This is a genomic window from Pseudomonas wayambapalatensis (assembly GCF_049942315.1).
In the GTDB taxonomy this organism is placed as follows: Bacteria; Pseudomonadota; Gammaproteobacteria; order Pseudomonadales; family Pseudomonadaceae; genus Aquipseudomonas; species Aquipseudomonas wayambapalatensis.
In genome coordinates this window covers 1-24,652 of sequence record NZ_JBNFMU010000233.1, presented here as the reverse complement: position 1 = coordinate 24,652, position 24,652 = coordinate 1, and the positions used below count along the sequence as shown (strand labels likewise).

The 24,652-nt window shown below is 65.0% G+C and carries 22 protein-coding genes and 1 tRNA gene; 11 read left to right on the top strand and 12 right to left on the bottom strand.

Annotated features, from left to right (window positions below):
* Positions 1-11: 11 nt before the first annotated feature.
* From ACPZMI_RS23130 to ACPZMI_RS23110, 5 genes are all read right to left on the bottom strand, one after another.
* Positions 12-1,412 carry an aspartate aminotransferase family protein gene (locus ACPZMI_RS23130; RefSeq protein ID WP_411384139.1) on the bottom strand — a complete coding sequence of 467 codons (1,401 nt, stop codon included), beginning with the start codon at positions 1,410-1,412 and terminating at the stop codon, positions 12-14.
* A 168-nt stretch (positions 1,413-1,580) separates the two neighbouring features.
* Positions 1,581-2,906, bottom strand: coding sequence for an ATP-binding protein (locus ACPZMI_RS23125; RefSeq protein ID WP_426353152.1), 1,326 nt, complete (start codon positions 2,904-2,906; stop codon positions 1,581-1,583).
* Complete coding sequence (locus ACPZMI_RS23120) at positions 2,903-3,586, bottom strand: response regulator (protein ID WP_186669619.1); 684 nt, start codon at positions 3,584-3,586, stop codon at positions 2,903-2,905. The genes ACPZMI_RS23125 and ACPZMI_RS23120 overlap by 4 nt, the downstream gene beginning before the upstream one ends.
* A gap of 99 nt (positions 3,587-3,685) precedes the next feature.
* A complete protein-coding gene (locus tag ACPZMI_RS23115; RefSeq protein WP_186669621.1) occupies positions 3,686-4,489 on the bottom strand; it encodes an MOSC domain-containing protein in 804 nt (267 codons plus the stop codon).
* 63 nt (positions 4,490-4,552) lie between these two features.
* Entirely contained in the window at positions 4,553-5,488 is a 936-nt protein-coding gene (locus tag ACPZMI_RS23110) for a chemotaxis protein CheV (RefSeq protein ID WP_186669622.1), read from the bottom strand.
* Between the two features lie 351 nt (positions 5,489-5,839).
* Here ACPZMI_RS23110 and ACPZMI_RS23105 point away from each other — a divergent pair, with 351 nt between their 5' ends.
* The 3 genes from ACPZMI_RS23105 (at position 5,840) to ACPZMI_RS23095 (ending at position 8,286) form a co-directional block, all read left to right on the top strand.
* Positions 5,840-6,361 carry a histidine kinase gene (locus ACPZMI_RS23105; RefSeq protein ID WP_426353151.1) on the top strand — a complete coding sequence of 174 codons (522 nt, stop codon included), beginning with the start codon at positions 5,840-5,842 and terminating at the stop codon, positions 6,359-6,361.
* Between the two features lie 382 nt (positions 6,362-6,743).
* Positions 6,744-7,637 carry a sensor histidine kinase gene (locus ACPZMI_RS23100; RefSeq protein WP_426353150.1) on the top strand — a complete coding sequence of 298 codons (894 nt, stop codon included), beginning with the start codon at positions 6,744-6,746 and terminating at the stop codon, positions 7,635-7,637.
* Positions 7,630-8,286, top strand: coding sequence for a response regulator (locus tag ACPZMI_RS23095; protein ID WP_426353149.1), 657 nt, complete (start codon positions 7,630-7,632; stop codon positions 8,284-8,286). The genes ACPZMI_RS23100 and ACPZMI_RS23095 overlap by 8 nt, the downstream gene beginning before the upstream one ends.
* Here ACPZMI_RS23095 and yegS read toward each other — a convergent pair.
* Positions 8,270-9,157: a lipid kinase YegS gene (gene yegS, locus ACPZMI_RS23090; protein ID WP_288375526.1), complete on the bottom strand. Its 888-nt coding sequence runs from the start codon at positions 9,155-9,157 to the stop codon at positions 8,270-8,272. The genes ACPZMI_RS23095 and yegS overlap by 17 nt on opposite strands.
* 182 nt (positions 9,158-9,339) lie before the next feature.
* Between yegS and ACPZMI_RS23085 the strand changes: the two genes are divergently transcribed.
* On the top strand, positions 9,340-10,575 hold the full coding sequence (locus tag ACPZMI_RS23085) for a glycosyltransferase family 4 protein (RefSeq protein ID WP_186710469.1): 1,236 nt from the start codon (positions 9,340-9,342) through the stop codon (positions 10,573-10,575).
* On the opposite strand, the gene ACPZMI_RS23080 is transcribed toward ACPZMI_RS23085, so the two are convergent.
* Both ACPZMI_RS23080 and moaB read right to left on the bottom strand, forming a co-directional pair.
* Positions 10,564-11,751, bottom strand: a complete 1,188-nt coding sequence (locus ACPZMI_RS23080; protein WP_426353187.1) for a molybdopterin molybdotransferase MoeA — start codon at positions 11,749-11,751, stop codon at positions 10,564-10,566. The two genes, ACPZMI_RS23085 and ACPZMI_RS23080, sit on opposite strands and share 12 nt — an antisense overlap.
* A 22-nt stretch (positions 11,752-11,773) precedes the next feature.
* On the bottom strand, positions 11,774-12,313 hold the full coding sequence (moaB, locus tag ACPZMI_RS23075; RefSeq protein ID WP_186669628.1) for a molybdenum cofactor biosynthesis protein B: 540 nt from the start codon (positions 12,311-12,313) through the stop codon (positions 11,774-11,776).
* 162 nt (positions 12,314-12,475) lie between these two features.
* Here moaB and ACPZMI_RS23070 point away from each other — a divergent pair, with 162 nt between their 5' ends.
* Both ACPZMI_RS23070 and ACPZMI_RS23065 read left to right on the top strand, forming a co-directional pair.
* Entirely contained in the window at positions 12,476-12,697 is a 222-nt protein-coding gene (locus tag ACPZMI_RS23070; protein ID WP_186669630.1) for a YgdI/YgdR family lipoprotein, read from the top strand.
* A gap of 81 nt (positions 12,698-12,778) precedes the next feature.
* Positions 12,779-12,855: transfer RNA gene (locus tag ACPZMI_RS23065), tRNA-Pro, on the top strand.
* 57 nt (positions 12,856-12,912) lie between these two features.
* Here the strand turns inward: ACPZMI_RS23065 and ACPZMI_RS23060 are convergent.
* Positions 12,913-14,682, bottom strand: coding sequence for an ABC transporter transmembrane domain-containing protein (locus ACPZMI_RS23060; protein ID WP_186710477.1), 1,770 nt, complete (start codon positions 14,680-14,682; stop codon positions 12,913-12,915).
* Between the two features lie 242 nt (positions 14,683-14,924).
* Between ACPZMI_RS23060 and ACPZMI_RS23055 the strand changes: the two genes are divergently transcribed.
* Both ACPZMI_RS23055 and ACPZMI_RS23050 read left to right on the top strand, forming a co-directional pair.
* Positions 14,925-15,098, top strand: a complete 174-nt coding sequence (locus ACPZMI_RS23055) for a PA1571 family protein (RefSeq protein ID WP_186669632.1) — start codon at positions 14,925-14,927, stop codon at positions 15,096-15,098.
* 217 nt (positions 15,099-15,315) lie between these two features.
* The gene (locus ACPZMI_RS23050) at positions 15,316-17,256 is read left to right on the top strand and encodes a methyl-accepting chemotaxis protein (protein ID WP_426353148.1); all 1,941 of its coding nucleotides are present in this window, start codon (positions 15,316-15,318) and stop codon (positions 17,254-17,256) included.
* Positions 17,257-17,309: 53 nt separating this feature from the next.
* Here the strand turns inward: ACPZMI_RS23050 and ACPZMI_RS23045 are convergent, their stop codons facing one another.
* The 3 genes from ACPZMI_RS23045 to ACPZMI_RS23035 form a co-directional block, all read right to left on the bottom strand.
* Complete coding sequence (locus ACPZMI_RS23045; RefSeq protein ID WP_426353147.1) at positions 17,310-18,620, bottom strand: MFS transporter; 1,311 nt, start codon at positions 18,618-18,620, stop codon at positions 17,310-17,312.
* 54 nt (positions 18,621-18,674) lie between these two features.
* Entirely contained in the window at positions 18,675-19,160 is a 486-nt protein-coding gene (locus ACPZMI_RS23040) for an ANTAR domain-containing protein (RefSeq protein ID WP_186669635.1), read from the bottom strand.
* A gap of 153 nt (positions 19,161-19,313) precedes the next feature.
* Positions 19,314-19,790 carry a sigma-70 family RNA polymerase sigma factor gene (locus ACPZMI_RS23035; RefSeq protein WP_426353186.1) on the bottom strand — a complete coding sequence of 159 codons (477 nt, stop codon included), beginning with the start codon at positions 19,788-19,790 and terminating at the stop codon, positions 19,314-19,316.
* A 210-nt stretch (positions 19,791-20,000) separates the two neighbouring features.
* Between ACPZMI_RS23035 and ACPZMI_RS23030 the strand changes: the two genes are divergently transcribed.
* Genes ACPZMI_RS23030 through ACPZMI_RS23020 form a run of 3 tightly spaced genes read left to right on the top strand, consistent with a single transcriptional unit; the run spans position 20,001 to position 24,542 of the window.
* Entirely contained in the window at positions 20,001-21,179 is a 1,179-nt protein-coding gene (locus ACPZMI_RS23030; protein WP_426353146.1) for an efflux RND transporter periplasmic adaptor subunit, read from the top strand.
* Entirely contained in the window at positions 21,180-23,144 is a 1,965-nt protein-coding gene (locus ACPZMI_RS23025; protein WP_426353145.1) for a MacB family efflux pump subunit, read from the top strand.
* Between the two features lie 3 nt (positions 23,145-23,147).
* On the top strand, positions 23,148-24,542 hold the full coding sequence (locus ACPZMI_RS23020; RefSeq protein ID WP_186710480.1) for an efflux transporter outer membrane subunit: 1,395 nt from the start codon (positions 23,148-23,150) through the stop codon (positions 24,540-24,542).
* The last annotated feature ends 110 nt before the right edge of the window (positions 24,543-24,652 follow it).

The window sequence follows — 24,652 nt, the reverse complement described above, 5'->3', positions numbered from 1 at the left end:
GCAGGCTTCGATCAGTCGCTTGCCACTGCCGCCTGGACGGCACGGGCGAAGCGGTCGGCCACTTCATCGACCTGTTCGGCGCTGATGATCAGTGGCGGCAGGAAACGCACCACCGCGCCATGCCGGCCGCCCAGCTCGAGAATCAGGCCGCGCTTGAGGCACTCGCGCTGAACCTTCGGTGCCAGGGTGCGTGACGCGGCTGGGTGACCGAGGGCATCCAGCGCACCGTCCGGATCGATCAACTCGACCCCCAGCATCAAGCCTCGGCCGCGAATATCACCCAGGTGCGGATAGTCACGCTGCAGGTGTTGCAGGTGGCCGCGCAGGCGCTGGCCCATGGTGGCGGCGTGTTCGTCCAGGCGATGCTCCACCAGGTAATTGATCACCGCGGACCCGGCGGCCATGGCCATCTGGTTGCCACGGAAGGTCCCGGCGTGAGCGCCAGGCGCCCAGGTGTCGAGCCAGTCGCGGTAGACCACTACCGCCAGCGGCAGGCTGCCACCAATGGCTTTGGACAGGGTCACCACGTCCGGCACGATACCCGCGTGCTCGAAAGCGAACATGCGCCCGGTGCGGGCGAAGCCGCTCTGGATCTCGTCGACGATCAGCGCTACCCCAGCCTGCTCGGTGATACGGCGCACGCCGCGCAGCCACTCGATATCGGCCGGAATCACACCGCCCTCGCCCTGGACCACCTCAAGAATCACTGCCGCTGGCAGCTGCACCCCGGCCTCCGGGTCGAGCAGCAGGTTTTCCAGGTAATGCAGGTTGGCACGTACCCCCGCCTCGCCGCCCAGGCCGAACGGGCAGCGGTAGTCGTAGGGATAGGGCATGAACTGCACGCCGCTGTTGAGCAGCGCGCCCAAGGGCTGTTTCGGCCCCAGGCTGCCCATCAGGCTCAGCGCACCCTGAGTCATGCCGTGGTAGGCCCCCTGGAAGGCCAGCACCGTGCTGCGTCCGGTGGCGGTACGCACCAGCTTCAATGCGGCTTCCACCGCGTCGGTGCCGGTTGGCCCACAGAACTGGATCTTCGCCTCGCGACGCAGTGCCTCGGGCAGCACCGCGAACAGGTCCTGAACGAATCGATCCTTGACCGGCGTGGTCAGGTCGAGGGTGTGCAGCGGCAGCTCATCGGCCAGTACGCGCTGGATCGCTTCGACCACAACCGGGTGGTTGTGCCCCAGCGCCAGGGTGCCGGCACCGGCGAGGCAGTCGATGAACTGGCGGCCTTCGACGTCCTCGACATGGATACCACGGGCACGCTTGAGCGCCAGCGGAATGCGACGCGGGTAGCTGCGGGCATTGGATTCCTGTTGCTGCTGACGCAACAGCAAGGCTGAATCCTCGAAGTGGTACAGAGATTCCGGCGCAACGGCCGGCAGTGCCTGGGCAAGGCTGGAAGCGGTAGACATCGGCGAACCCTCGCAAGCAAGTAGGAATGCCCGCCACGTCCCTGTAACCGGATGTGTGTCGGGAAGTCATCGCTTGGGAGACGCTTGAGTGGGGTGTGGATTTAGCAGATTCGGGGGCCAATGTGGCATTTCACAGGCGCACCCGCGAAATGCCACATTGGCCGATGATCAGGCCCGAGCCTCCCGCGTCGGCACCTGCAGCCAGACCCGCAGCCCGTCACTGCGGCTGTCGAAACGCAAGCTGCCCGCGCAGCGCTGGACGATCGCCTGGACAATCGCCAAGCCCAGCCCGCTGCCGACACTCTTGCTGTTGCGCCAGAAACGCTCGGTCAGGTGCTTGAGGTCCTCGTCGGCGATACCCGGGCCATGATCGCGAACCAGAAAGCCCACCTGCCCATCGGCCATCTGCACCTCCAGCTCCACCGCCTCGTTGCCGCCATGGCGCAGGGCGTTGTCCAGCAGGTTGCGCAGCGCCGCCACCGCCAAGGGTGCGGGCATACCCAGATAGATGCGGGTGGCCTCTTCAGGCAGGCGCAGGACGATTCGCCGGTTGTCACCGCCACCGGCATCCTGCACCGCCTGGCGCGCGACTTGTTCGGCACTGCACAGCACGCCATCTTCGAACGACAGGCTGCCCTCGACCCTCGCCAGCATCAGCAACTGCTCCAAGGTCCGGTGCATGCGGTCGGCGCCCTGCTCGGCGTGCTCCAGGGCCTGCTCGCGCACACTACCGTCGGTCATGCGCGCCACTTGCAGGTGGGTCTTGATGGCCGTCAGCGGACTGCGCAGTTCGTGAGCGGCATCATCGGTCAGGCGTCGCTCGCGCTCGATGGTCTGGGCGATACGCAGGAACAGCTGGTTCTGGGTTTCCAGCAAGGGTTGCAGTTCGCTGGGCATGCCCGCCACCTGCAAGGGTTCGACGCTGTCGGCGCGACGCTTGCGCAGGGCGTCACGCATGCGGTTGAGCGGCTCCAGCCCCTTGCCCAGACCAATCCACAGCAACCCCAGGCTGCCGAGCAAGGCCATCAGCACCGGTGCCGAAGCGGCCAGCAGGATCGACTGGTTGAGCGCCTCGCGTTCCTGATGGCGATCGGCCGTGGTGATCCGCACATCGCCATGGTTGTAGGTGAAGGTGCGCCATGAACTGCCGTCGATCGTCTGGTCACGGAAGCCGCTGCGCTGATCGTCCATGCTGCCATCATGCTTGTGGTTGCTGGCGAGGATCTCGCCGCGCAGGGAGCTGACCTGGCAGGCCATACCGTCCGGCACGCTGAACTGGTCGGCGGCGAAGTGCGCGTCCCGGCCCTTGGCCCCCAGCGGCTGCGGCAACTGGTCGACCAGGCCCGCGACCATCCGCGCCGAGGCCACCAGGCGCTGGTCGAGGGAGAACATCATCTGCTGGCGCAGGTCGCGCAACATCCAGGCCGCCGCCAGGATCCAGATCAGGATGAAGGCACTGCCCAGGATCAGCGACAGACGAACCCGCAGGCTCATGGTGCGGTCTCCTGCGGGGCCTGCGCCGCACCCAGGCGATAACCCAGCCCGCGCACCGTCTCGACGATACTGTTGCCAAGCTTGCGCCGCAGGTGGTGGATATGAACGTTGAGGGCATTGCTCTCGACTTCATCGCTGAAGCCATACACGCAATCCTTGAGCTGTTCGCTGGACAGCACGCGCCCGGGGTTCTGCAGCAAGGCCTGGAGCAAGGCCTGTTCGCGCCGGGACAGATCGACCGGACGACCGGCCAGGGTCGCCTCGCAACTGCTGGGGTTATAGACCAAGGGGCCGTGCTCGATGACATTCACCGCGCGCCCGGCCACCCGGCGCAGGAGTGTGTGCAGGCGCGCCGCCAGCTCACGCAGGTCGAAAGGTTTTAGCAGGTAGTCGTCGGCGCCGGCCTGCAGGCCATCGACCCGGTCGGTGACCGCATCACGGGCCGTGAGCACCAGCACGGGCAGCACCTCGCCCTGCTGGCGCAGGCGACGCAGCAGCTTGAGGCCGTCTTCGTCGGGCAACCCCAGGTCGAGGATCATCACATCGAACTGGGCTGCCTGGAGCAGTGCACGTGCCGCCGAGGCGCTGGCGACCCGATCGACTGTCAGGCCCTGGGCCGTGAGGCCGGCGCAGATGCCGCTGGCGATCAGGTCGTCGTCCTCGCAGAGCAGTACGTGCATGGGAAATCTCCGGGTAAGTGGATGCGCAGTGCAACAAAACGGGATTAAGCGCCGATTATGAACCTCACCCCGCGTTTCGTCGCCTGCGCCAGCCGTCGGTTACTCGAGTACCTCGACCGGCATGCCGACTTCAAGTCGCCCGCTGCCATCGACCGCCAGGTTCTGCCCGAACAGCACATCCCCTTCCCGCTCGCGGAAGGTCTTGAGGGTGGTCAACGGCTCCCGGTCGCCACTGCGCTCACCCGTCTGCGGATCGAGGGTGGTGAGGATGCAGCGTACGCTGGGCTTGAGCACCCGCAGGGTCATGTCGCCGATACGGATGCGCTTCCAGCCATCTTCGGCAAACGCCTCGGCACCCTCGACCACCAGGTTGGGGCGAAAACGCAGCATCTGCATTGGCCGGCCGATGCGCCGATTGAGCTCATCGAGCGAGCCCTGGCCGATCAGCAATAAAGGAAAGCCGTCGGGGAAGGCCGCGCGGTCACTGTTGAGCCCATAGCCGCTGGGCAGATAGCGTGCCCGCTGCTGCGGGCAGTGCACCAGGCGTACCGCCTTGCCGAGCATCTGGCTGAGCCACGCCGCGGCCTCGTCGCCGGCGTCGGGCACGCGCAAGGTGTCGCGCCAGATGGTCACGCCGCGCAGGTCGTCATCGGCACCCGGCACCTTGACCCTCAGCGGCGCCTGCCCGGGGGTTTCCAGCAGCAGGCTCTCCCCATCGCCACAGGTGGCCGTGAGCCGCCCCAATTGCGGCCAGGCGCGCTGGGTAAGGAAGCGCCCGGTGTCCTGCTCGACCACCATCCAGCGCCGGTCGCCCGACAGCCCCATGGCATCCACCTTCGACTCGCCCAGGCTCTGCGCCTGACAAGACTTCACCGGATACCGGTACAACGCACTCAGAAACATCCCCGCCCGCCTCGTGCCAGTCGAAAAGCCAAGCTTATACCCACCACGCGGCGTGTGCAGGTATCAGACTGCCACGTGATCGAGCGACAGGCGCTCGCGCACCACATCCACCAGGCGGTCCGGCTGGAACTTGGAGAGGAAGTTGTCGCAGCCGACCTTCTTCACCATCGACTCGTTGAAGCTGCCCGACAGCGACGTGTGCAGCACTACGTACAGCCCGCGCAGACGTGGGTCGTTGCGGATCTCGGTGGTCAGGCGGTAACCGTCCATCTCTGGCATTTCGGCATCGGTGAAGATCATCAGCAGCTTTTCGCAGACATCCTCGCCGGCATCGGCCCAGCCCTTGAGCATGCGCAGCGCCTTCAGACCATCACTGGCGATGTGCAGCTTCACACCCAGCTGCGACAAGGTGTCACGCAGCTGGGCCAGGGCCACGCTGGAGTCGTCCACCAGCAGCACTTCACGACCGCGGGCACGGGCCAGTACCGGGTCTTCGAGCTTGTCGCGGGAGACCTTGGCGCTGTAGGGCACGATCTCGGCCAGCACCTTCTCCACGTCGATGATCTCCACCAGTTTCTCGTCGACCTTGGTGATCGCGGTCAGGTAATGCTGTCGGCCGGCGCTGGTGGGCGGCGGCATGATAGCTTCCCAGTTCATGTTGACGATGCGATCGACCCCGCCGACCAGGAAAGCCTGTACCGAGCGATTGTACTCGGTGACGATGATGGTGCTGTCCGGCCCTGGCTGCAGCGGCCGCATGCCGATCGCCTGGGACAGGTCAATCACCGGCAGGGTCTGGCCGCGCAGGTTGACCACGCCACAGACGAAGGTGTGGCGCTGCGGCATCAGGGTCAGCTTGGGCAGTTGCAGCACCTCCTGCACCTTGAACACGTTGATCGCGAACAGCTGTCGCCCCGCCAGGCGGAACATGAGGATTTCCAGGCGGTTCTCGCCTACCAATTGCGTGCGTTGATCTACCGTGTCGAGAATGCCAGCCATTGCGCAACCCCCTGGCTCTGAGCCGGAAAAAGTGGATACATCCGCCCTGTATCGGCACAATCTGCCGGAGCTTGACCCCTGCAGAAAAATGCCCGGGCGGCGATTGATATCACTTTACCATCATGCTTTACTGCTGCCACATCCCTCCCCATCCGCCGCGCTGCGGACGTATCACCGCCACTGAGACCTCATCAGGGAAACCCCTAGGAGCAATCGGGAGCAACCTGATATTCGCAATATCCATTAGCCATTAATGTGACGCCATTCTCACTGCATGAACGGAGTCAGGCTCTTGTCAGCGAACATCTCGGTGTGGCCAACCCCTGCTCCAACCCAGCGTGTTGGAGTTTCATGATGGAACGGGCGCTCTTGAATACCGCGATCCTTCAGGATTTCCTGCTGGATGCGCAGGTCCTGCTGAACGAGTCTCAGGAGTGCCTGCAACACCTGGAGCTGATCAGCAACGACGCTGACGCCTGCCATTGCCTGAGCGAAGCCCTCGACACCCTCGCCCGTCGAGCCGACGCCTCGGGCGTGCTCGAGATCGCTCATTACGCCTCAACCCTGCACCGCTTGCTGGCGCCTGGCTGCACCAGTCGCAACCTGCCGCTGGGCGCGCTACCGACACTGGCCGACTGCCTGACACTGCTGGCCTGGCAACTGGAACTGGTCGATGCCCGCACCGGACACCTGAACCTGGACAGCAGCGAGCAGCACCTGCTGCTGGTCACCCTGGCCGACGTGCTGGATCAACCACTCCCCCACGCCTGTGCCCTGTGCGAGGAGAACGAGCGCCACTGCGTGCATGCCCAACTGCTCAACATTCACATCGAGCCCAAGCACACCTACGCCACATCAACTCGTAAAGATTAGCGATGTGGCCCTGCGTAACTCGTCTAACTGGCCAGCTCCAAACACACAACTAGCTGGCAAGTTGTACAAGTTCTGTCTAGTTCCTGCAGCTCCCCCCGTTAGTTGAATTTGGAAGTTCCTGCCTTTTCAAACGATAATGGCTTATTGCCACTTACCGAGCGCTGCCCCCCACTGTCATGCCTCGGAATTACCTTGATTCCAGGCAACTAACCAGCCGGGACCAAACCAACTCGAAGTGATACCATGCGCGCAAATGAACGAACGCCCAACGGCTCTTCAACGATTACAACAGGGCTCGTTTTTGGTTGAAAGGCAGGACACTCACGATTCTCCAGAGAGATTGGCGACCTGCGCCGGCAATAATTCAGTGGCTTTCCTATCTATGCTCCCACGCTTGAAGATTTCCCTGCGTTGTCGCTCTTGCACCGCCTTGCTGCGTGGGGCGACCGCCGTGTTGTGCGTGGCATCGCTGGTCACCAACCTGGTGCTCTACAGCAACGGGCAACCTTTGTCGGCCGGTGCCCTGGCGCTGCAGCTGGCTGCCCTGCTCGGGGCCGGCTGGCACCTGCGCCGTCGTGCCAGGTCGATCAACCTGCTGCCGGCAGAGCTGGCCGACCGCATGCTCAAGGTCCAGGAAAGCGAGCGTCAGCACCTGAGCCGCGAGCTGCACGATGACATCGGCCAATTGCTCACCGCCGCCAAGCTTCAGCTCGACTGGTTGCAACGTCGGGTGCCTGCACCGCTGCAGGCGCAGTGCGATACCCTGCGCAAGACCCTCGACGACACCCTGGGCAACGTGCGTGACGTCTCGGCGTTGCTCAACCCACGGCAGCTCGCCAGCCTGGGCCTGGAAGCCAGCCTGCGCGCGCACCTGCTGCGCGCCCTCGAGAACAGCGAGGTGCACTGGAGCCTGGAGTGCAACCAGCGCCTGGGCGGCATCTCCGACGAAGTGACCATGGCTGCCTTTCGCATCACCCAGGAAGCGGTCACCAACGTGCTGCGCCATGCCCAGGCGCGCAATTTGCTGATCAGCCTGCAACGCACCCCAGCCGGGTTGCTGCTGTCGATCATCGATGACGGCCAAGGCTTCGTGCCGAACAGCAAACCGGGCGAGGCCGGGCAACGCGGCATGGCCGGCATGCAGGAACGGGCCACCGCCCTGCAAGGCACCCTGAGCGTGACCAGCCAGCCCGGTGCCGGCACCCGGATAGAAGCACTGTTCCCCTGGCCTGCACGCAGCCAGGAACGTGCCAGGACACCCGCCACCGATGATTAGACTGCTGCTGATCGACGACCATTCGCTGATTCGTGCCGGCGTCCGCGCGCTGGTGTCGGATATTCCCGGCTATACCGTGGTCGGTGAAGCCGATGACGGCCAGCACCTGCTGGAGATGGTCCAGCGCCTGTCCCCCGACATCGTCCTGCTGGACATCTCGATGCGCTCGACCAACGGCCTCGACGCCCTGACGCAGTTGCGCGCAAACGGTTGCACCTGCAAGGTGCTGATCCTGTCGATGCACACCGACCCCGACCTGATCATGCGAGCCCTCGAGAGCGGCGCCCACGGCTACCTGCTCAAGGACACCACCGCCAACGAGCTGGAGCACGCCCTGGCCGCCTTGCGCAACGGCGAGCGCTACCTCAGCCCGGCCATCGCCCACACGGTGATCAACCAGGCCCTGCTGCGCGCTCAGGCGAACAAACAGGCAAGCAGCGATCGCCACAATCTCACCGCCCGGCAACTGGAAATCCTGCGCCTGATCGTGCGTGGCAAATCCACCCGCGAGATCGCCGCAGGCTTGGGGCTGTCGATCAAGACCGTTGAAACCCATCGCTCGCAGATCATGAAGCGCCTGCAGATCTACGATGTCGCAGGCCTGGTGCTGTTCGCCGTACGCGAGAAGATCATCAGCCTGGACGACTGAGCAGCGGCGAGTCTGCGGGCAGGTGCACGCGCAGGGCACCCGGCGCCGCCTCGAAACGCAGGCTACCGGCCTGCAACGGCTCTCCGTCCAGGTTGATATCCAAGCCCTCGGCCTGGCCGATCTCGACCCACGGCAGGCGCGCCCGCACGAACAGTTCTTCGCCCGTCAGCAAGTCGCGCAATGCGCCCACCATCGCCTCGGGTGCAGGCAGAATCGCGACCTCCAGCAAGCCGTCATCGGCCAGCGCCTCGGGGCACAGCACGTGGCCGCCGCCCGCCTGGCGACCGTTGCCGATGGCCAACGCCAGCAACTGCCCCTGCCAGTGGAAATCCGGCCCGTGCAGGGCCGCCGATGCGGCCTGCAACTCACTGAAGCGCGACAGCCCGGTGAACAGGTAGGCCGCCCCACCCAGTACCTTCTTCAAGTCTTCGGACGTATGGGCCGTCACCTGGCTGCCAAAGCCACCGGTGGCCATGTTGAGGAACATCTGCTCACCTACCCGCCCCAGGTCGATGGGCCGGGCCGGCACATCCAGCAAGGCCAAGGCGGCGGCCGGCTCCAATGGCACCCCGGCGGCGCGGGCAAAATCGTTGGCAGTGCCCAGCGGCAACAGGGCCAGGCTGGCGTTGGCCTGCGCCTGGGCCATGGCCTCGGCGATATCGCGCAGGGTGCCGTCGCCACCGCCGGCCACCACCTGCGTGTAACCGGCCGCCAGGGCTTCTTCGACCAGGCGCCGGGCATCCCCTGCTTCCCAGGTCAGACGCACATCCAGTACCTGCCCACGCTCGCGTCGCACGCCCACGGCGCTGCGCACCTCTTCGTTCATGGCCTGCTTGCCATGCAGGATCAACATCGCCTTGTGCCCGCGCATCCGAGATTCTCCGTATAAGACGCCAACTCCAATCTCGACCACAGGCAACCGGCAATTGCTGCACGGCGGCGCAAAATTCAACCCTGGCCATCATTCGACAAATACTTGGCTACGCTTAAGAGAGCCCCGCCACACAGTCAGATTATTGACCCTTGTGCAGCCCTCACCTGACAGGAGCGGTCATGCGTATTCTCTGGACATTGCCCTATCTGCCCTGGCCCACTACCAGCGGCAGCAAGACCCGCCAGTACCACCTGTTGCGCGAACTGGCACATCACGGCCATCGCATCACCTTGCTGGTGCAATCCAAGGTGCCACTGTCCGATCCTGCGCGACAGGCCCTCGAACCACTGCTCGAACGCCTGATCGTGTTGCCCCGGCGCCCCGTGCAGAGCCCGCTCAACCTGCTCGCCTCGCCCATCATCGACTACCCCATGCGCGCCATCATCAATGGCCTGGCGCCCTGCCTTCGGCACCGCTTCGAGCAATTACTGGACGAGCCGTGGGATGTCATCCAGATCGAACACAGCTATGCCTTTCAGCCCTTCGAGAAGGCCCTGCAACGGCGCGGCTTGCCCTACCTGCTCAGCGAACACACCCTCGAGTCAGTGATGGGCGCAGCCTGCCACGATCGCCTGCCCTTGTGGTTACGCCCGCTCAACGCGTTCGATCGCTGGCGCTACCGGCGCTGGGAGCAGCGCGTGCTGCGCCAGCCCAACGAAGTCGTGGCGGTCAGCCCGCACGACGCCGAGCTGATCGGGCAGATCAGCGGGCGGGCGGTGAACGTGGTGGTCAACGGCGTCGATTGCGATCACTACCAGCATGTGCAACCGGCCCTGCACAGTCAGCGCCTGTTGTTCGTGGGCAATTTCGAATACGGCGCGAACCTGGAAGCCATCGAGTGGGCCCTGGAAGACATCCTGCCCCAGGTCTGGCAGAGCAATCCTGCAGTGCGCCTGGCCATCGCCGGGCATGCCCTGCCCGCGCACTGGAAACTGCACTGGAACGACCCACGCATCGAATGGCTTGGCTACCGCCCCGACCTTCGCGAAGTGCAACGGCGCTCGGCACTGTTCTTCGCGCCGCTGCGCTATGCCGGAGGGTCGAAGGTGAAGATTCTCGAAGCGATGGCCGCCGGGCTGCCGGTGATCACCACCGGCAAGGGCGCTTCGGGCCTGGCGGTGAACAATGGCGAACACTACCTGGGCAGTGACGACGGCAGCCAGCTGGCGCTGCTGCTGACCCAATTGCTCAACCAGCCGTGGCGCATGACCCAACTGGGGGAAGCCGGGCGACAGTTCGCCCGGCAGCGCCATGACTGGAGCGTTGCCGCCCAGCAACTGGAGAACGTGCACATGCGCCTGACTCAACTGGCCCCGGCGCAGACCACGCCGCTCGGCGGGATGCTAGCCAAGTAGCTCGCTGAACGGGATGAATGCCACGCTATCGCCCGGGCTCACCGTACTGCCCTCGCGCACCTCGACCAGCCCGTCTGCCCAGGCTGCGCTGCGCAGTACGCCCGAGCTCTGGTTCGAGTAGATGCGTACCTGCCCATCCTCGATCCGCGCGCGCAGGTATTCGCGGCGATTGCCTGGCTTGGGCCAGTCGAAACCAGCCGGCACATCGAAGCGCAGCGGCGCGACCTGCTGGACACCCAGGCGACGCAGCAAGTAGGGACGTGTCAGCAAGGCGAAGGTGACCAAGGTGGACGCCGGGTTACCCGGCAGGCCGATCACCGGCACGCCGCGGAAGTGGCCGAAGGTCAGCGGCTTGCCCGGCTTGATCGCCAGCTTCCACAGTGCCAGCTCGCCAGCTTCGCGCAGAGCCATCCCCAGATAGTCGGCTTCCCCCACCGACACACCGCCAGTAGACAGGATCAGGTCGACATCGCCCAGGTTGGCCAGGCACTGGCGGGTCAACACCAGGTCATCGGCGAGGATGCCCGCATCGATGACTTCGCAGCCCATACGCTGCAGCCAACTGACCAGCAGTCGGCGGTTGCTGTTGTAGATCTGCCCGGGGCCCAGCGGCAACCCCGGCTCGACCAACTCGTCACCGGTCGACAACACCGCGACCCGCACCCGGCGCCGCACCTGAAGCTGGCCGTGGCCCAAGGTGGCGGCAAGGCCCAGTTCGATCGGGCCCAACAACGTGCCGGCAGCCATCACCTGCTCGCCAGCGCGGGTTTCCTGGCCCTTGGGGCGCACGTTCTGTTGCGGCGCCAGCGCCTCGAGAAAACGTACGCGGCCATCGTCCAGCACTTCGGCGTTTTCCTGCATTTCGACACAGTCGGCGCCTTCGGGCAGGGGGGCGCCGGTAAAGATGCGTGCACAGGTGCCTGGCTGCAACCGCTGCGGCGCATGCCCTGCGAAGATGCGCTGGCTGACCGCCAGGGGCTCGCCCTGCCAGTCAGCCAGGCGCAGGGCGTAGCCGTCCATGGCACTGTTGGGCCAAGGCGGCAGGTCGAGCGTGGCGAACAGATCGTTGGCCAGCACCCGCCCTGCGGCATCGGCCAGCGCGACCACCTCGACTTCGTCGATCGGCGCCGCCTCGGCCAGTGCCAACAGGCGCTCGAGGGCCTCTTCCACCGGCATCAACGGCCGGCTCGGCGCCGCCTCAGCCACGGCTGTCACAGGCCTGCGACTGCTTCAGGTGCGCGACGAAATTGCAGGGGCGATGGCGGGCATCGAGCTGCTCGGCGAGGATGCCGTCCCAGCCAGTGCGCACCGCATTGGTCGAGCCGGGCAGGCAGCACACCAGGGTGCCGTTGGCCAGGCCCGCAAGGGCACGCGACTGCACGGTGGAGGTGCCGATGTCCGGCACCGAGATCTGCCGGAACAGCTCGCCGAAGCCATCGACCTGCTTGTCCAACAGGCAAGCGACGGCCTCGGGGGTGCTGTCGCGGCCAGTGAAGCCAGTGCCGCCGGTGATCAGCACCACCTGTACCAGGTCGTCGGCGATCCAGGTGGCGACCTGGGCGCGGATCTTGTAGAGGTCATCCTTGAGCAGCACCCGTTCGGCCAGGCGGTGGCCTGCGGCGCTGAGGCGATCGACGAACATCTGCCCGGAGGTGTCGGTGTCGAAGGTACGGGTGTCGCTGACCGTCAGCACGGCAATGTTCAACGGCACGAAGGGGGTATCTGCCTTGGCTTTCATGGGGGTCCGTCGCAGGGGGAAAGAATGCGCCAGTTATATCACAAGGCAGCCTTGTTCTTGGTCAATGCCCGCTGATTGCCGCTATGCTCGACTGTGCGAGGAACTTTGCAAGGACGCCTCGCGTCATAACGTCATCAAGCACCATCGCACTGGAGAAACACGATGATCCAACGGACAATTCCCGCCTTCCTGCTCGCCCTGGGCCTGGCCACCCTCGCCGGTTGCGCTTCGCCAACCGTCATCACCTTGAACGACGGCCGCGAGATTCAGGCCGTGGACAAACCTTCCTACGACGAAGACTCCGGCTTCTACGAATTCGAACAACTCGATGGCAAGCGTACACGCATCAACAAGGATCAGATTCGCACCGTCAAGGAGCTCTGATCTGCACCTCGTTTTGAGCTAACGGCCTTTTAACAACAAGGGCTTGCGTTCAAAAATACGATGCAGTAGGATTTTCGAAATCGGAGTGTAGCGCAGCCAGGTAGCGCGTCTCGTTCGGGACGAGAAGGCCGCAGGTTCGAATCCTGTCTCTCCGACCAGATCCTTCGAAAAAGCCCGCCTCAGTGCGGGCTTTTTCGTGCCTGCCTGATCGCGATTCAGGCGCTGCCTGCAGCGAACTGCAGCGCCGCCAACCTGGCATAGAGCGGGTTCTCCTCGACCAGCTGGCGATGACTGCCGACAGCAACCACCTTGCCCTTGTCGATCACCGCAATGCGATCGGCATGCTGCACGGTCGCCAACCTGTGGGCGATCACCAAGGTGGTACGCCCGGCCATCAACTGCGGCAAGGCCTGCTGGATCAGGTGCTCGCTCTGCGCGTCGAGCGCGCTGGTGGCCTCATCGAGCAACAGCACCGGTGCATCCACCAGCAGCGCCCGGGCAATCGCCAGGCGCTGGCGCTGCCCACCCGACAGACCGATGCCACCCTCGCCCAGCAGCGTCTGGTAGCCCTGGGGCAATTGCTGGATGAATTCGTGAGCATGGGCACTGCGCGCCGCGGCCTCGACCTGGGCGGCACTCGCCTGCGGCCTTCCGTAGCGGATATTCGCCTCGACCGTGCCGCGAAACAGCGCAGGATTCTGCGCCACAAGGGCGAACTGGCGACGCAGGTCGTCGGGGTCGAGCGCTGCTATCGGCTGTCCGTCGAGCAGAATACTGCCCGCCTGCGGGTCGTGAAAACGCAGTAGCAGGTCGAACAGCGTCGACTTGCCCGCCCCAGACGGCCCCACCAACGCCACTGTCTGCCCAGGTGCGATGACCAGGCTCAGGCCATCGATGGCCGCCACCGACGGACGTGATGGATAGGCGAAGTGCACATCGCGCAACTCGATCTGCCCGTTGGCCCGCGCGCCCGGCAGTGTCGAAGGCTGCGACGGCGGTACGATCGCGCTGCTTGCCGCGAGCAATTCGGCAATACGCTCGGCGGCCCCCGCAGCCCGCTGCAACTCGCCAATCACTTCGCTCAAGGTGCCCACGGCACTGCCGACGATCAGGCTGTAGAACACGAACGCGGCCAGCTCGCCCCCGGAGATGCGCCCGGCAATCACATCCATGCCGCCCACCCAGAGCATCACTGCCACGGCGCCCAGGACCAGAACGATCACCACGGTGATCAACCAGGCCCGCTGGGCAATGCGCTGGCGCGCCACATCGAAAGCCGCCTCGACGGTGTCGGTGAACAACTGGCGATCGTGAGCCTGATGGTTGTAGGCCTGCACCGTCTTGATCTGCCCCAGTGTTTCGGCGACGTAGCTGCCGACGTCAGCGACCCTGTCCTGGCTCTGGCGTGACAGGCTGCGCACCCGCCGGCCGAACAGCAGGATCGGCGACAGCACCAGCGGCAAGGCCAGCACCACGATACTGGTCAACTTGGGATTGGTGACGAACAGCAACACCACCCCGCCCAGCACCATCAGCGCATTACGCAGGAACATCGACAGCGACGAGCCGATCACCGATTGCAGCAACGTCGTGTCGGCGGTCAGGCGCGACTGGATCTCCGAGCTGCGGTTATCCTCGAAAAACCCCGGATGCAGCCCGATCAAGTGATCGAACACGGCACGGCGAATGTCGGCGACGCAGCGCTCGCCAATCCACGACACCAGGTAGAAGCGGCTGAAGGTTCCAACCGCCAGGGCCAGCACCAGCACCATGAACAGCGCAATCGTCTGGTTGAGCTGGTGCGCAGAACCGGTCATGAACCCCTGGTCCACCAGCAGGCGAATGCCCTGGCCCATGGAAAGGGTGATGGCTGCCGTGACGATCAGTGCAAGCAAGGCAAGCATGGCCTGCCGGCGGTAGGGACGCACGAATTGCCAGGCCAGGCCCAAGGCGCGGCGCTGGCGGGAGGAAAGCGGATCGGACATGGCACGGACCGGTGAGCGGGAAACCTGCAGACTACCATTCATCTGCCTGGGTGGAACGCCTGCAGCTGCCGAGGGGTCGCAGTTCGGTAGGGCCAGTGGCTATAGCTTATCGGTCTAACCTGTCACTGGAGCTTTACCGCACTTTCTGTTGCACTGTGCCTGTCGTGATGCCGAAGGAGCTGTCACAGGTCAGTCACGGCGAGTGGTTACCCTGAGCTTGCAACCTGATGAGGAGACAGGAAATGAGCTTGCAACATAGCAGCGACACCGTAAAAAGCGCCCAGCCCCCGAAGCCCCAGGTGTGTGGCTCGATCATCGATGCCCAGGGCCGTGAGGTCCCGATCACCGAGCAGATGATCCAGAAGGCCTGCAAGGAGCTCGAGGAGAGCCGGGTGGAGAAAGTCCGCAAGGCTTGAAAGCCAATGAATCCCTTACAACCCGGCGCTTGCGCCGGGTTTTTCGTTTCTGCGCCCTGGGCCGCCTCGCAGAACCAGAACAATCATTTATTTTTTTGTACACGAAATATGCACTAAAGATTTTCCCGTGACGCGCCGAAACAGGATAAATAGCAGATAGCCACTACGCATGCGAAATGGCCCTCCTGCTTTTCACTCCCACGAATGGTTCGTCCCGATGAAGATAAAAAACAAGCTGGTGCTTGCGTTCGTATTGGTGGCTTTCATCCCGGTAGCCCTGGTAGGCGTGATTTCTGTGGTTAACATCCGCGCCGAGGCGGTGGATCAGTTCCTCGACGGCAGCACCCGTGAAATTCGCCAGATCGACGGCAACATGCGTCAGTTCTTCGATGGCACGCTACAAAACGTAGAACAAATGGCGACAGATCCTGTATACACATCAGTGAGTACACTCAAGGATTACACCTCCGCCGACGCTGCCAGCCACCCCCTGCCTGCAGCCACCCAGCAGGTCATCGACGCCTTTGCCCGCTATGGCGCTACCCATCCGGCGGCAGCCATCATCTCCATCGGCCTTGAGGACGGCACCTACGCCAAGTGGCCGGATGACCCGAAGCTGGCCAGCTACGATCCACGCGCGCGCCCTTGGTACAAGGCCGCCATGGCTGCTCCGGGCAAGACCGTGCGCACCGCCGCCTACTACTACGACAAGGACGACGTCGCCCTGGTCGGCACCGCGCGCACGCTCAACGATGCCAGCGGCAAGCCCAAGGGCGTGTTCGTGGTCAGCGTGTCGCTGAAGAACCTCACCGAACTGGTCAAGAGCATCAAGCTGGGCAAGAGCGGATATGTGATGCTGATCGAGAACGGCACCGTGCTGGTTGATCCACGCGATGCCAGCCATGGCTTCAAGCAACTGAAGGACCTTGGCGAGCCGTATGCACAACTGGCAGCCACCGAACAAGGATCCACCGAGGTGGTGATCGAGGGGGTGCGCTACATGGCCAATGTCTGGACCTCGCCTGACCTGGGCTGGCGCTTCGTCGGCCTGATCGAGTACAGCGAAGTGATGGGCGCCGCCACCCACATGACCTACCTCACCGCCATCATCGTACTGGTGCTGGCACTGGTCTTCGCCCTGGTTGCAGCCGCGTTCTCGCGGGTCATCGTCAAGCCCATCGGCCAAGTCAGCGCCGGCTTGCAGCAGATCGCCCAGGGCGAAGGCGACCTGCGCCAGGACCTGGTGATCCAGGGCAAGGATGAAACCGCCGAGCTGGCCGGCTGGTTCAACAAGTTCCTCGCGGCGATCCGCCAACTCATCCAGCGCATCGGTGCCGCTTCGGGCAACCTGCACGAAGCATCGCGGGCCAACAGCGAACTGGCCGGCAACATGAACGAAGCCGCAGGGCGCCAGCGTGAAGCCGTGGAACTGGTGTCCACTGCCTTCAACGAGATGGTCGCCACCGCCAACGAAGTCGCACGCTCCTGCAGCAGCGCGGCCGACGCCGCAGAAAACGGCCATCACCGCGTCGCCGAGGGCAAGCAGCAGATCGAGCTGACCACCGACAACGTCAATCGCCTGGGTAGCCGCCTGAGCGAATCGTCGCAGGCGATGGTCGAGCTCGAGGAAGGCAGCCGCAACATCAACCAGATCCTCGGCACCATCCGCGCCATCGCCGAGCAGACCAACCTGCTGGCACTGAACGCAGCGATCGAGGCCGCCCGCGCGGGCGATCAAGGCCGCGGTTTCGCCGTGGTCGCCGACGAAGTACGGGCCCTGGCCAAGCGTACCGCCGACTCCACCGGCGAGATCGACCAACTGCTCAACACCCTGGGCAACAAGACCCAGGAAGTGTCGCAGAAGATGGAAAGCTGCCTGGACTTGTCGCGGGCCAGCGTGTCGTCGATCGCACGCGCGCGGGACAGCTTCGAGGGTATCCAGCTGTCGGTGAACGAGATCCGCGATCAGAACCTGCAGATCTCGGCAGCCGCCGAAGAGCAGCACAGCGTGGCCGAAGAGATCAACCGGCACATCCAGCAGATCTACGACGAGGCAAGGCTGGTGGAAGGCCTGGCCAGCTCGGCGCAGTCGGACTCGGGCAGACTGTCGCAGCTATCGGAAGAGTTGAACGGGCTGGTCGGACGCTTCAAGTCCTGACCCTCCTTGTGGGGCGTCGGTTCGGCGCCCCGACTTGCCCCGCTCCTGCACACTCAGCAACCGACCGCTGGCTCCTCGGCACACAGGGGCGTGGTCTGGGCGTAGAAGACGCTGGTCAAGGCCCCGACCACGCCCATGATCAGGCAGAACCCCACGCACACCCAAGGGCTCCACGGCATCAGGGCAATCAGCGCCAGGGGCGTTGTACTGGCCCACAGCGCATAGGCCAGGTTGTAAGTGAAGGAGATGCCTGACACGCGGATCTGTGCCGGGAACAGCCCGACCATCACCGAAGGCACCACCCCCACCACGCCACAGGACAACCCGGCCAGCGCATAGGCCGCCCAGGTCAAGCCCCACTGCCCCACCAGGCTGGCGTACAACACGCCGATCCCCAGCGGCAGCAACAGGCTGTAGATCATCACCGCACGCCAGGCACCGATGCGATCGACCAGAAGCCCCGCCAGTACACAGCCGATATTGAGAAAGACGATGCCTACGCTGCTGAGCGCAAAGGTATGCCCGGCATCGATCCCGAAACGCTGCTGCATGACCGTCGGGGTGATCACCACCAGCACCACCACCGCAGAGGTCAGCACGCACGTCAACAGCGCAGCCGGGATCAGCGAAGCGCGGTGGCCAGTGAGAACAGTGCGCAGCGGAAATGCCACGGGCGGCGTCTGGCGCTCACGCAGGGCAAGAAACACCGGCGTCTCGCTCAGCCAACGGCGCAGCCAGACACCGAACACGCCGAACACCCCACCCAGCAGGAAGGGATAACGCCAGGCGAAGTCGAGAATTTCCTGCGGGGTGTAGAGCCGCGCCAGCAAGGTGGCGACCAGCGCTCCAAGCAGGTAACCGAAGGTCAGCCCCGCCTGCAGGAAGCCCAGGGCGTAGCCGCGACGCCCCGGAGGCGCGTGCTCGGCAACGAAGGTCCAGGCGCTGGGCACCTCACCGCCGACCGCGGCGCCCTGCAGGATGCGCAGGGCCAGCAGCAGCAGAGGCGCGGCGTAGCCGATGTCGGCGTAGGTCGGCATCACCCCGATCAACAGGCACGGCAGGGCCATCATCAGGATGCTCAAGCTGAATACGCGCTTGCGCCCGAGATGGTCGGCGAAGTGCGCCATGAGGATGCCGCCCAGAGGGCGTGCCAGGTAACCGGTGACGAAGATCCCGAAGCTCTGCAGCAGGCGCAGCCATTCCGGCATCTGTGGCGGGAAGAACAGCTGGCTCAGGGTCAGGGCGAAGAACACGAAGATGATGAAATCGTAGATCTCCAGCGCGCCGCCAAGGGCCGCAAGGCCCAGGGTACGGTGATCGCCGCGGCTGAAACGAGGCGCACGGGCGGTATCGATGACAGTCATTTCTGGGTTCCGCAGATCGGCAAAGGGCAAGAGGATAGCAAATGCCGATGCGTCTCAGCTGGAACGGCTGAAAGCGTTGTGCGAGAAGTTCATCCGCCGCCAGGAATAGCCCGCGCCCCCGGCAAGCCCGGACGGCAGTGCAACCTGCCCCAGCACCTGCGGGGTGTCGATGATCGCCATGAACGATTCCAGTGCCTCGCTATCGGGCACCTTGGGCAGGCTGACACTGACCGCCCGGCGTTCGCTCTGCGCGATGCTCGGCACTTTCAGATGCTGGGAGTGGTACAGCAGCACATGCTGGATCTGCGGGCTGACGCGGCAGAAACGGGCCAGGTCGACGCCTGCATGGCTGCCCAGCTCGATGTTGCCCACCAATAGCTGGAACGGGTGCAATGCACTCTGCACCAGGCGCTGCAGGTCTTCGAAGCTTTCCACCGGGGCGATCCGGTAGTAGCCCAGGCCATTGAGCATGCGCTCCAGTTGCAAGCGCTGGCCGGGATGCTCGTCGGCGATGAGGATGCGCATGGACTTGTTCGGCATGGTCCGGACCCTGGCGGCAAGGTGGTCAGAGACACTGCCAGGCCTTGCTGCGCCTGTGCGGGCAATGACGGGTCTCTCTCTAGATAGTTGTCGGGAACAGACGATAAATCAAGGCGCTGCACAGGGATTTTTCACCCCTGTTCCACGGGCTTTTCACTGCTCCCACTGACGCATGCGCAATCGACAGTGCTTCATGGCATTGACGATGTGCTTTTCCACCACGCTCTGCGAAACCCCGAGGCGCTTGGCGATCTGCGGATGCGACAGGCCCTCGAGCTTGCGCAGCAGGAAACTCTCGCGGCACGGTGCGCTCAACTCGTCCAGTGCACGCTGAACCAGCTCCAGGCGCTCATCGAGGTGCAGCAGATGGGGCGGTGCCGGGCTATGCCAGCGCTCGTCGTTGTCCAGCACTTCCAGCGGCTCGGACTGGCGCACCGACTGACGCCGGTGCCGGTCGATCACCAGGTTCAGCGCCGTGCGGTAGAGAAAGGAACGGGGTCGCTCGATCGGCGGGTGACCGCCGCGCTCGAGCAGGCGCAGGCAGGCGTCATGGGCGACATCCTCTGCCGCGTGCCGGCTGCCCAGACGCGAGGAGAGGAAACTCACCAGTTCGCGATAGTAATGTTCCACCACGGCCCTTGCCTCTCCCGTTGGGCAACGTCAATGCGATTGAAAATACGCATCAGTGATATCAGCGTGTCATCTTACAAATTACAACCATTCTCAGCAACACACCCCTCGCCTGCGGCTAAATCCATTTCCCCAGCGTTCGTCTAACTGTGACCTCCGTGCGTGCCCTGAAAGGCGCGACACGCCCTTCATCCCTGGCTGGAAGTCTGCATGAGACGTACATCCACACTCCGTCGCCGCCTCGTTCTCGGCGGCCTGGGCCTGATCGCGCTGGGCAGCCTGCTGGCCTGGAAAGCCCTGCCCTTCGGCACTCTGCCGGTCAGCACCGTACAGGTCACCCGCGGCGACATCGAAAGCAGCGTCACCGCCCTTGGCACCCTGCAACCCCGTCGCTACGTGGATGTCGGCGCCCAGGCGTCCGGGCAGATCCGCAAACTGCACGTGGAAGTCGGCGATGAAGTGCGCAAGGGCCAACTGCTGGTGGAGATCGACCCCTCTACTCAACAGGCACGCCTGGACGCCGGGCGCTACTCGATCGAGAACCTCAAGGCCCAGCTTGCCGAACAACGCGCCCAGTACCTGCTGGCCCAGCAGCAGTTTCAGCGCCAGCACGAGCTGGCCAGTGCCGGCGCCACGCGTCAGGAGGATGTCCAGCAGGCCCAGGCGCAGCTCAAGGTGACCCAGGCACGCATCGACATGTACCAGGCGCAGATCCGCCAGGCCCAGGCCAGCCTGCGCAGCGACGAGGCTGAACTGGGCTACACACGGATCTACGCACCGATGGACGGCACCGTGGTGGCGGTGGACGCACGCGAGGGCCAGACCCTCAACGCCCAGCAGCAGACCCCGCTGATCCTGCGCATTGCCCGGCTGTCGCCGATGACCGTATGGGCCCAGGTTTCGGAGGCCGACATCGGCCAGGTCAAGCCTGGCATGACGGCCTACTTCACGACACTGGCCGGTGGCAAGCGCCGCTGGACCAGCACCGTGCGCCAGATCCTGCCGATCCCGCCCAAGCCGCTCGACCAGACCAGCCAGGGCGGCGGCAGCCCGGCCAGCGCCAGCAGTGGCACCACCGGCAGCAAGGTGGTGCAGTACACCGTACTGCTGGACGTGGACAACCCTGACGGCGCCCTGATGGCCGAGATGACCACCCAGGTGTTCTTCGTCGCAGGCCAAGCCAGCCAGGTGCTCACCGCACCGCTGGCGGCGCTGGACGACGCACCCACCGAGGGCATGCGCCTGGCACAGGTCCTGACCCGTAACGGCAAGGTCGTACAGCGCCAGGTACGCACCGGCTTGAGCGATCGCCTGCGGGTGCAGATCCTCGACGGCCTCAGTGAAGGCGAGCAACTGGTCATCGGCGCACCACGCGCCAGCGGAGGCTGAATGAACGCACCGCTGATCGAGCTCGATGACATCCACAAGGTCTACGGCGGCATCGACTCGCCCGAGGTCCAGGTGCTGCGTGGCATCAGCCTGAGCATCCAGCCTGGCGAGTTCGTCGCCATCGTCGGCGCCTCCGGCTCCGGCAAATCCACCCTGATGAATATCCTGGGCTGCCTCGACCGCCCCTCCCGTGGCAGCTATCGCTTCGCTGGCCGTGACGTCGCCGAACTCGACAGCGACGAACTGGCCTGGCTGCGCCGCGAGGCCTTCGGCTTCGTGTTCCAGGGCTATCACCTGATACCCTCAGGCTCGGCCCAGGAGAACGTCGAGATGCCGGCGATCTACGCCGGTACACCTGCAACCGAACGCCATGCCCGCGCCGCCGCGCTGCTCGAACGCCTGGGCCTGGCCAGCCGCACCGGCAACCGCCCCCACCAGCTGTCCGGAGGCCAGCAGCAACGGGTGTCGATCGCCCGCGCCCTGATGAATGGCGGCCACATCATTCTCGCCGACGAGCCCACCGGCGCCCTCGACAGCCACAGCGGCGCCGAGGTCATGACCCTGCTGGACGAACTGGCCAGCCAAGGTCATGTGATCATCCTCATCACCCACGACCGTGAGGTGGCGGCGCGGGCGCGGCGGATCATCGAGATCCGCGACGGTGCGATCATCAGCGACTCGGCCGCCGATCGCTCCCCCGCTGCGCCCACCCCCGGCTTGCAGGCCGATGATCTGCGCCAGCGCCTGGACCGCGGCGCCAGCCTGCGCGGCGCCTGGAAAGGCGAGCTGGTCGAATCGCTGCAGGCGGCCTGGCGGGTCATGTGGATCAACCGCTTCCGCACCGCCCTGACCCTGCTCGGCATCGTCATCGGCGTGGCCTCGGTGGTGGTGATGCTCGCCGTCGGCGAAGGCAGCAAGCGCCAAGTGATGGCGCAGATGGCCGCCTTCGGCTCCAACATCCTCTATCTGAGCGGCAAGCACGCCACCTCCCGCGAAGCGGCGGGCCTTGTTTCCCTCGACGACGTCGCCGCCATCGCCGGCCTGCCCCAGGTGCAGCGCATCATGCCGGTGATCGGCGGCGAGCTGATGGTTCGCCACGGCAACAACAACCAGTCGTTCTACGTGGGGGGCAACAACACCGAATTCCCGCACATCCTCAACTGGCCGGTGGTCGAAGGCAGCCTGTTCACCGACGCCGACGAGCGCAGCGGTGCCGCCGTGGCGGTGATTGGCCAGAAGGTCAAGGAAAAGCTCCTGCCTCCCGGCAGCAACCCGCTGGGCCAGTACCTGCTGATCGAGAACGTGCCCTTCCAGATCGTCGGCGTGCTCGCCGCCAAAGGCGCAAGCTCCGGCAACCAGGACAGCGACGAGCGCATCGTGGTGCCCTACTCGGCAGCCTCCATGCGCCTGTTCGGCAAGCACGATCCCGAATACGTGATCATCACCGCCGCCGACTCAAGCCGAGTGTCGGAGACCGAAGCGGCCATCGCCCACCTGATGCGCAAGCGTCACCAGGGCAAGCAGGATTTCGACCTGACCAACGACGCAGCGCTGATCCAGGCCGAGGCGCGCACGCAGAACAGCCTGTCGCTGATGCTCGGCGCGATTGCCGCCATCTCGCTGCTGGTCGGCGGTATCGGGGTGATGAACATCATGCTCATGACCGTGCGTGAACGTACTCGCGAGATCGGTATCCGCATGGCCACGGGTGCTCGCCAGCGCGACATCCTGCGCCAGTTCCTCACCGAGGCGGTGATGCTGTCGATGGTCGGCGGCGTGACCGGTATCGCCCTGGCCCTGACCATGGGAGGCGCCCTGCTGCTGGCCGATATCGCCGTGGCCTTCGCCCTGCCTGCCATCCTCGGCGCCTTTGCCTGCGCCGTGATCACCGGTGTCGTGTTCGGCTTCATGCCGGCGCGCAAAGCCGCCCGACTCGACCCGGTCAAAGCCCTTACCAGCGTGTAGCCCATGACATTGCCAAGCCGCATCAGCCTGCTGACCCTGAGCCTCTGCCTCGCCGCCTGCAACAGCACACCAGCGCCGCAGGCCGACATCACGCCACCGCCCACCTGGCAAGGCGCCACCGACTCCCACCAGGCGCTGCCGGACAGCACCTGGTGGCAGGCGTTCTCCAGCCGCGAACTGGATCGCCTGATCGAACGCGCCCGCAGCAACAGCCACGACCTGGCGGCCGCTGCAGCACGGGTGCGCCAGGCCCAGGCCCGCGCCGTGATCGCCGGGGCGCCATTGCTACCCGAACTGCAACTGGGGGTGGATGGCAGCCGCCAGCGCCTGCTGCGCGGCGACGGTAACGACCAGCTCGACGCCACCAGCAGCGAGCGCACCAGCACCGCCTTCGCCACGCGCCTGAGCGCCAGCTACGAAATCGATTTCTGGGGCGGCCGGCGCGCTGCCCGTGACAGTGCATTGCGCAAACTCGACGCCAGCCGCTTCGACCGCCAGACGGTCGAGCTCACGCTGTTCAGCGCCGTTGCCGACAGCTATCTGCAAGGGCTGACACTGGAGGAACAACTGCGTATCGCCCGGCTCAACCTCGATAACGCGCACGATGTCCTGCGCCTGGTCGAAGCCCGCGAACGCTCGGGCTCGGCGACCCGCCTGGAGCTGGCCCAGCAACGCAGCCTGGTCGCCGCCCAGGAGCGCCAGGTGCCGTTGCTGGAGCAACAGTGGCAGGACAATCGCGTCACCCTTGCCACCTTGCTCGGTGATCCGGTGCAGAGCCTGAATACCGGCCAGGAGTCGATCAGCGCCTTGAACTGGCCAGGCATCGGCAGCGGCGTCCCCAGTGCACTGCTCAGTCGCCGCCCGGACATCGCCGCCGCCGAGGCACGCCTGGCGGCAGCCAGCGCCGACGTGCAGGTAGCCAGGGCCGCCATGCTGCCACGAGTGGTGCTCGGTGCCGACCTGGGCAGTGGCGCCAGGACCTTCGCCAACGTGCTCGACAGCCCCTTCTACACCCTCACCACCGCCCTCACCGCCCCCATCTTCGACCGCGGCCGACGCAGCGCCGAGCGTGACCAGGCCAAGGCGCGCCAGGAAGAGTTGCTGGAGGATTACCGCGCGCAGATCATCGCGGGCTTCGCCGACGTGGAAAAGGCGCTCAATGCGATCAACGGCGTGGACCGGCAACGCCAGTGGCAGGATCAGGAAGTGGAACAGGCGCGCATCGCCTTCAGCCTGGCCGAACAGCGCTATGCATCAGGGGCAGAGACGCTGCTGACGGTACTGGAAACGCAGCGCACCCTGTACCTGGCCGAAGACCAGCAGGCGCAGTTGCGCCTGGCCAGGTTGCAGGGGAGCGTGGCGCTGTACAAGGCGCTGGGCGGGGGATGGAGGCTCTGAGGAAAGTCCGTCAGCGCGGGGGGGGGCTTCTTCGCGGGGAAAGGGGAAGAGGAGGGTGGGAGTTCCGGCTTCTTCCTGAAAAAACACACCCACGCCCCCACCCCCAAAAA

Coding starts and splice junctions, on each gene's coding strand:
- ACPZMI_RS23115 (WP_186669621.1), bottom strand. CDS start 4,489: ATGTTTCTGAGTGCGTTGTACCGGTATCCGGTGAAGTCTTGTCAGGCG.
- ACPZMI_RS23080 (WP_426353187.1), bottom strand. CDS start 11,751: ATGCCGGTGGAAGAGGCCCTCGAGCGCCTGTTGGCACTGGCCGAGGCG.
- ACPZMI_RS23070 (WP_186669630.1), top strand. CDS start 12,476: ATGATCCAACGGACAATTCCCGCCTTCCTGCTCGCCCTGGGCCTGGCC.
- ACPZMI_RS23060 (WP_186710477.1), bottom strand. CDS start 14,682: ATGTCCGATCCGCTTTCCTCCCGCCAGCGCCGCGCCTTGGGCCTGGCC.
- ACPZMI_RS23120 (WP_186669619.1), bottom strand. CDS start 3,586: ATGCACGTACTGCTCTGCGAGGACGACGACCTGATCGCCAGCGGCATC.
- ACPZMI_RS23130 (WP_411384139.1), bottom strand. CDS start 1,412: ATGTCTACCGCTTCCAGCCTTGCCCAGGCACTGCCGGCCGTTGCGCCG.
- ACPZMI_RS23055 (WP_186669632.1), top strand. CDS start 14,925: ATGAGCTTGCAACATAGCAGCGACACCGTAAAAAGCGCCCAGCCCCCG.
- ACPZMI_RS23050 (WP_426353148.1), top strand. CDS start 15,316: ATGAAGATAAAAAACAAGCTGGTGCTTGCGTTCGTATTGGTGGCTTTC.
- ACPZMI_RS23030 (WP_426353146.1), top strand. CDS start 20,001: ATGAGACGTACATCCACACTCCGTCGCCGCCTCGTTCTCGGCGGCCTG.
- ACPZMI_RS23045 (WP_426353147.1), bottom strand. CDS start 18,620: ATGACTGTCATCGATACCGCCCGTGCGCCTCGTTTCAGCCGCGGCGAT.
- ACPZMI_RS23040 (WP_186669635.1), bottom strand. CDS start 19,160: ATGCCGAACAAGTCCATGCGCATCCTCATCGCCGACGAGCATCCCGGC.
- ACPZMI_RS23125 (WP_426353152.1), bottom strand. CDS start 2,906: ATGAGCCTGCGGGTTCGTCTGTCGCTGATCCTGGGCAGTGCCTTCATC.
- ACPZMI_RS23105 (WP_426353151.1), top strand. CDS start 5,840: ATGATGGAACGGGCGCTCTTGAATACCGCGATCCTTCAGGATTTCCTG.
- ACPZMI_RS23085 (WP_186710469.1), top strand. CDS start 9,340: ATGCGTATTCTCTGGACATTGCCCTATCTGCCCTGGCCCACTACCAGC.
- ACPZMI_RS23020 (WP_186710480.1), top strand. CDS start 23,148: ATGACATTGCCAAGCCGCATCAGCCTGCTGACCCTGAGCCTCTGCCTC.
- ACPZMI_RS23095 (WP_426353149.1), top strand. CDS start 7,630: ATGATTAGACTGCTGCTGATCGACGACCATTCGCTGATTCGTGCCGGC.
- ACPZMI_RS23110 (WP_186669622.1), bottom strand. CDS start 5,488: ATGGCTGGCATTCTCGACACGGTAGATCAACGCACGCAATTGGTAGGC.
- moaB (WP_186669628.1), bottom strand. CDS start 12,313: ATGAAAGCCAAGGCAGATACCCCCTTCGTGCCGTTGAACATTGCCGTG.
- ACPZMI_RS23100 (WP_426353150.1), top strand. CDS start 6,744: ATGCTCCCACGCTTGAAGATTTCCCTGCGTTGTCGCTCTTGCACCGCC.
- ACPZMI_RS23025 (WP_426353145.1), top strand. CDS start 21,180: ATGAACGCACCGCTGATCGAGCTCGATGACATCCACAAGGTCTACGGC.
- yegS (WP_288375526.1), bottom strand. CDS start 9,157: ATGCGCGGGCACAAGGCGATGTTGATCCTGCATGGCAAGCAGGCCATG.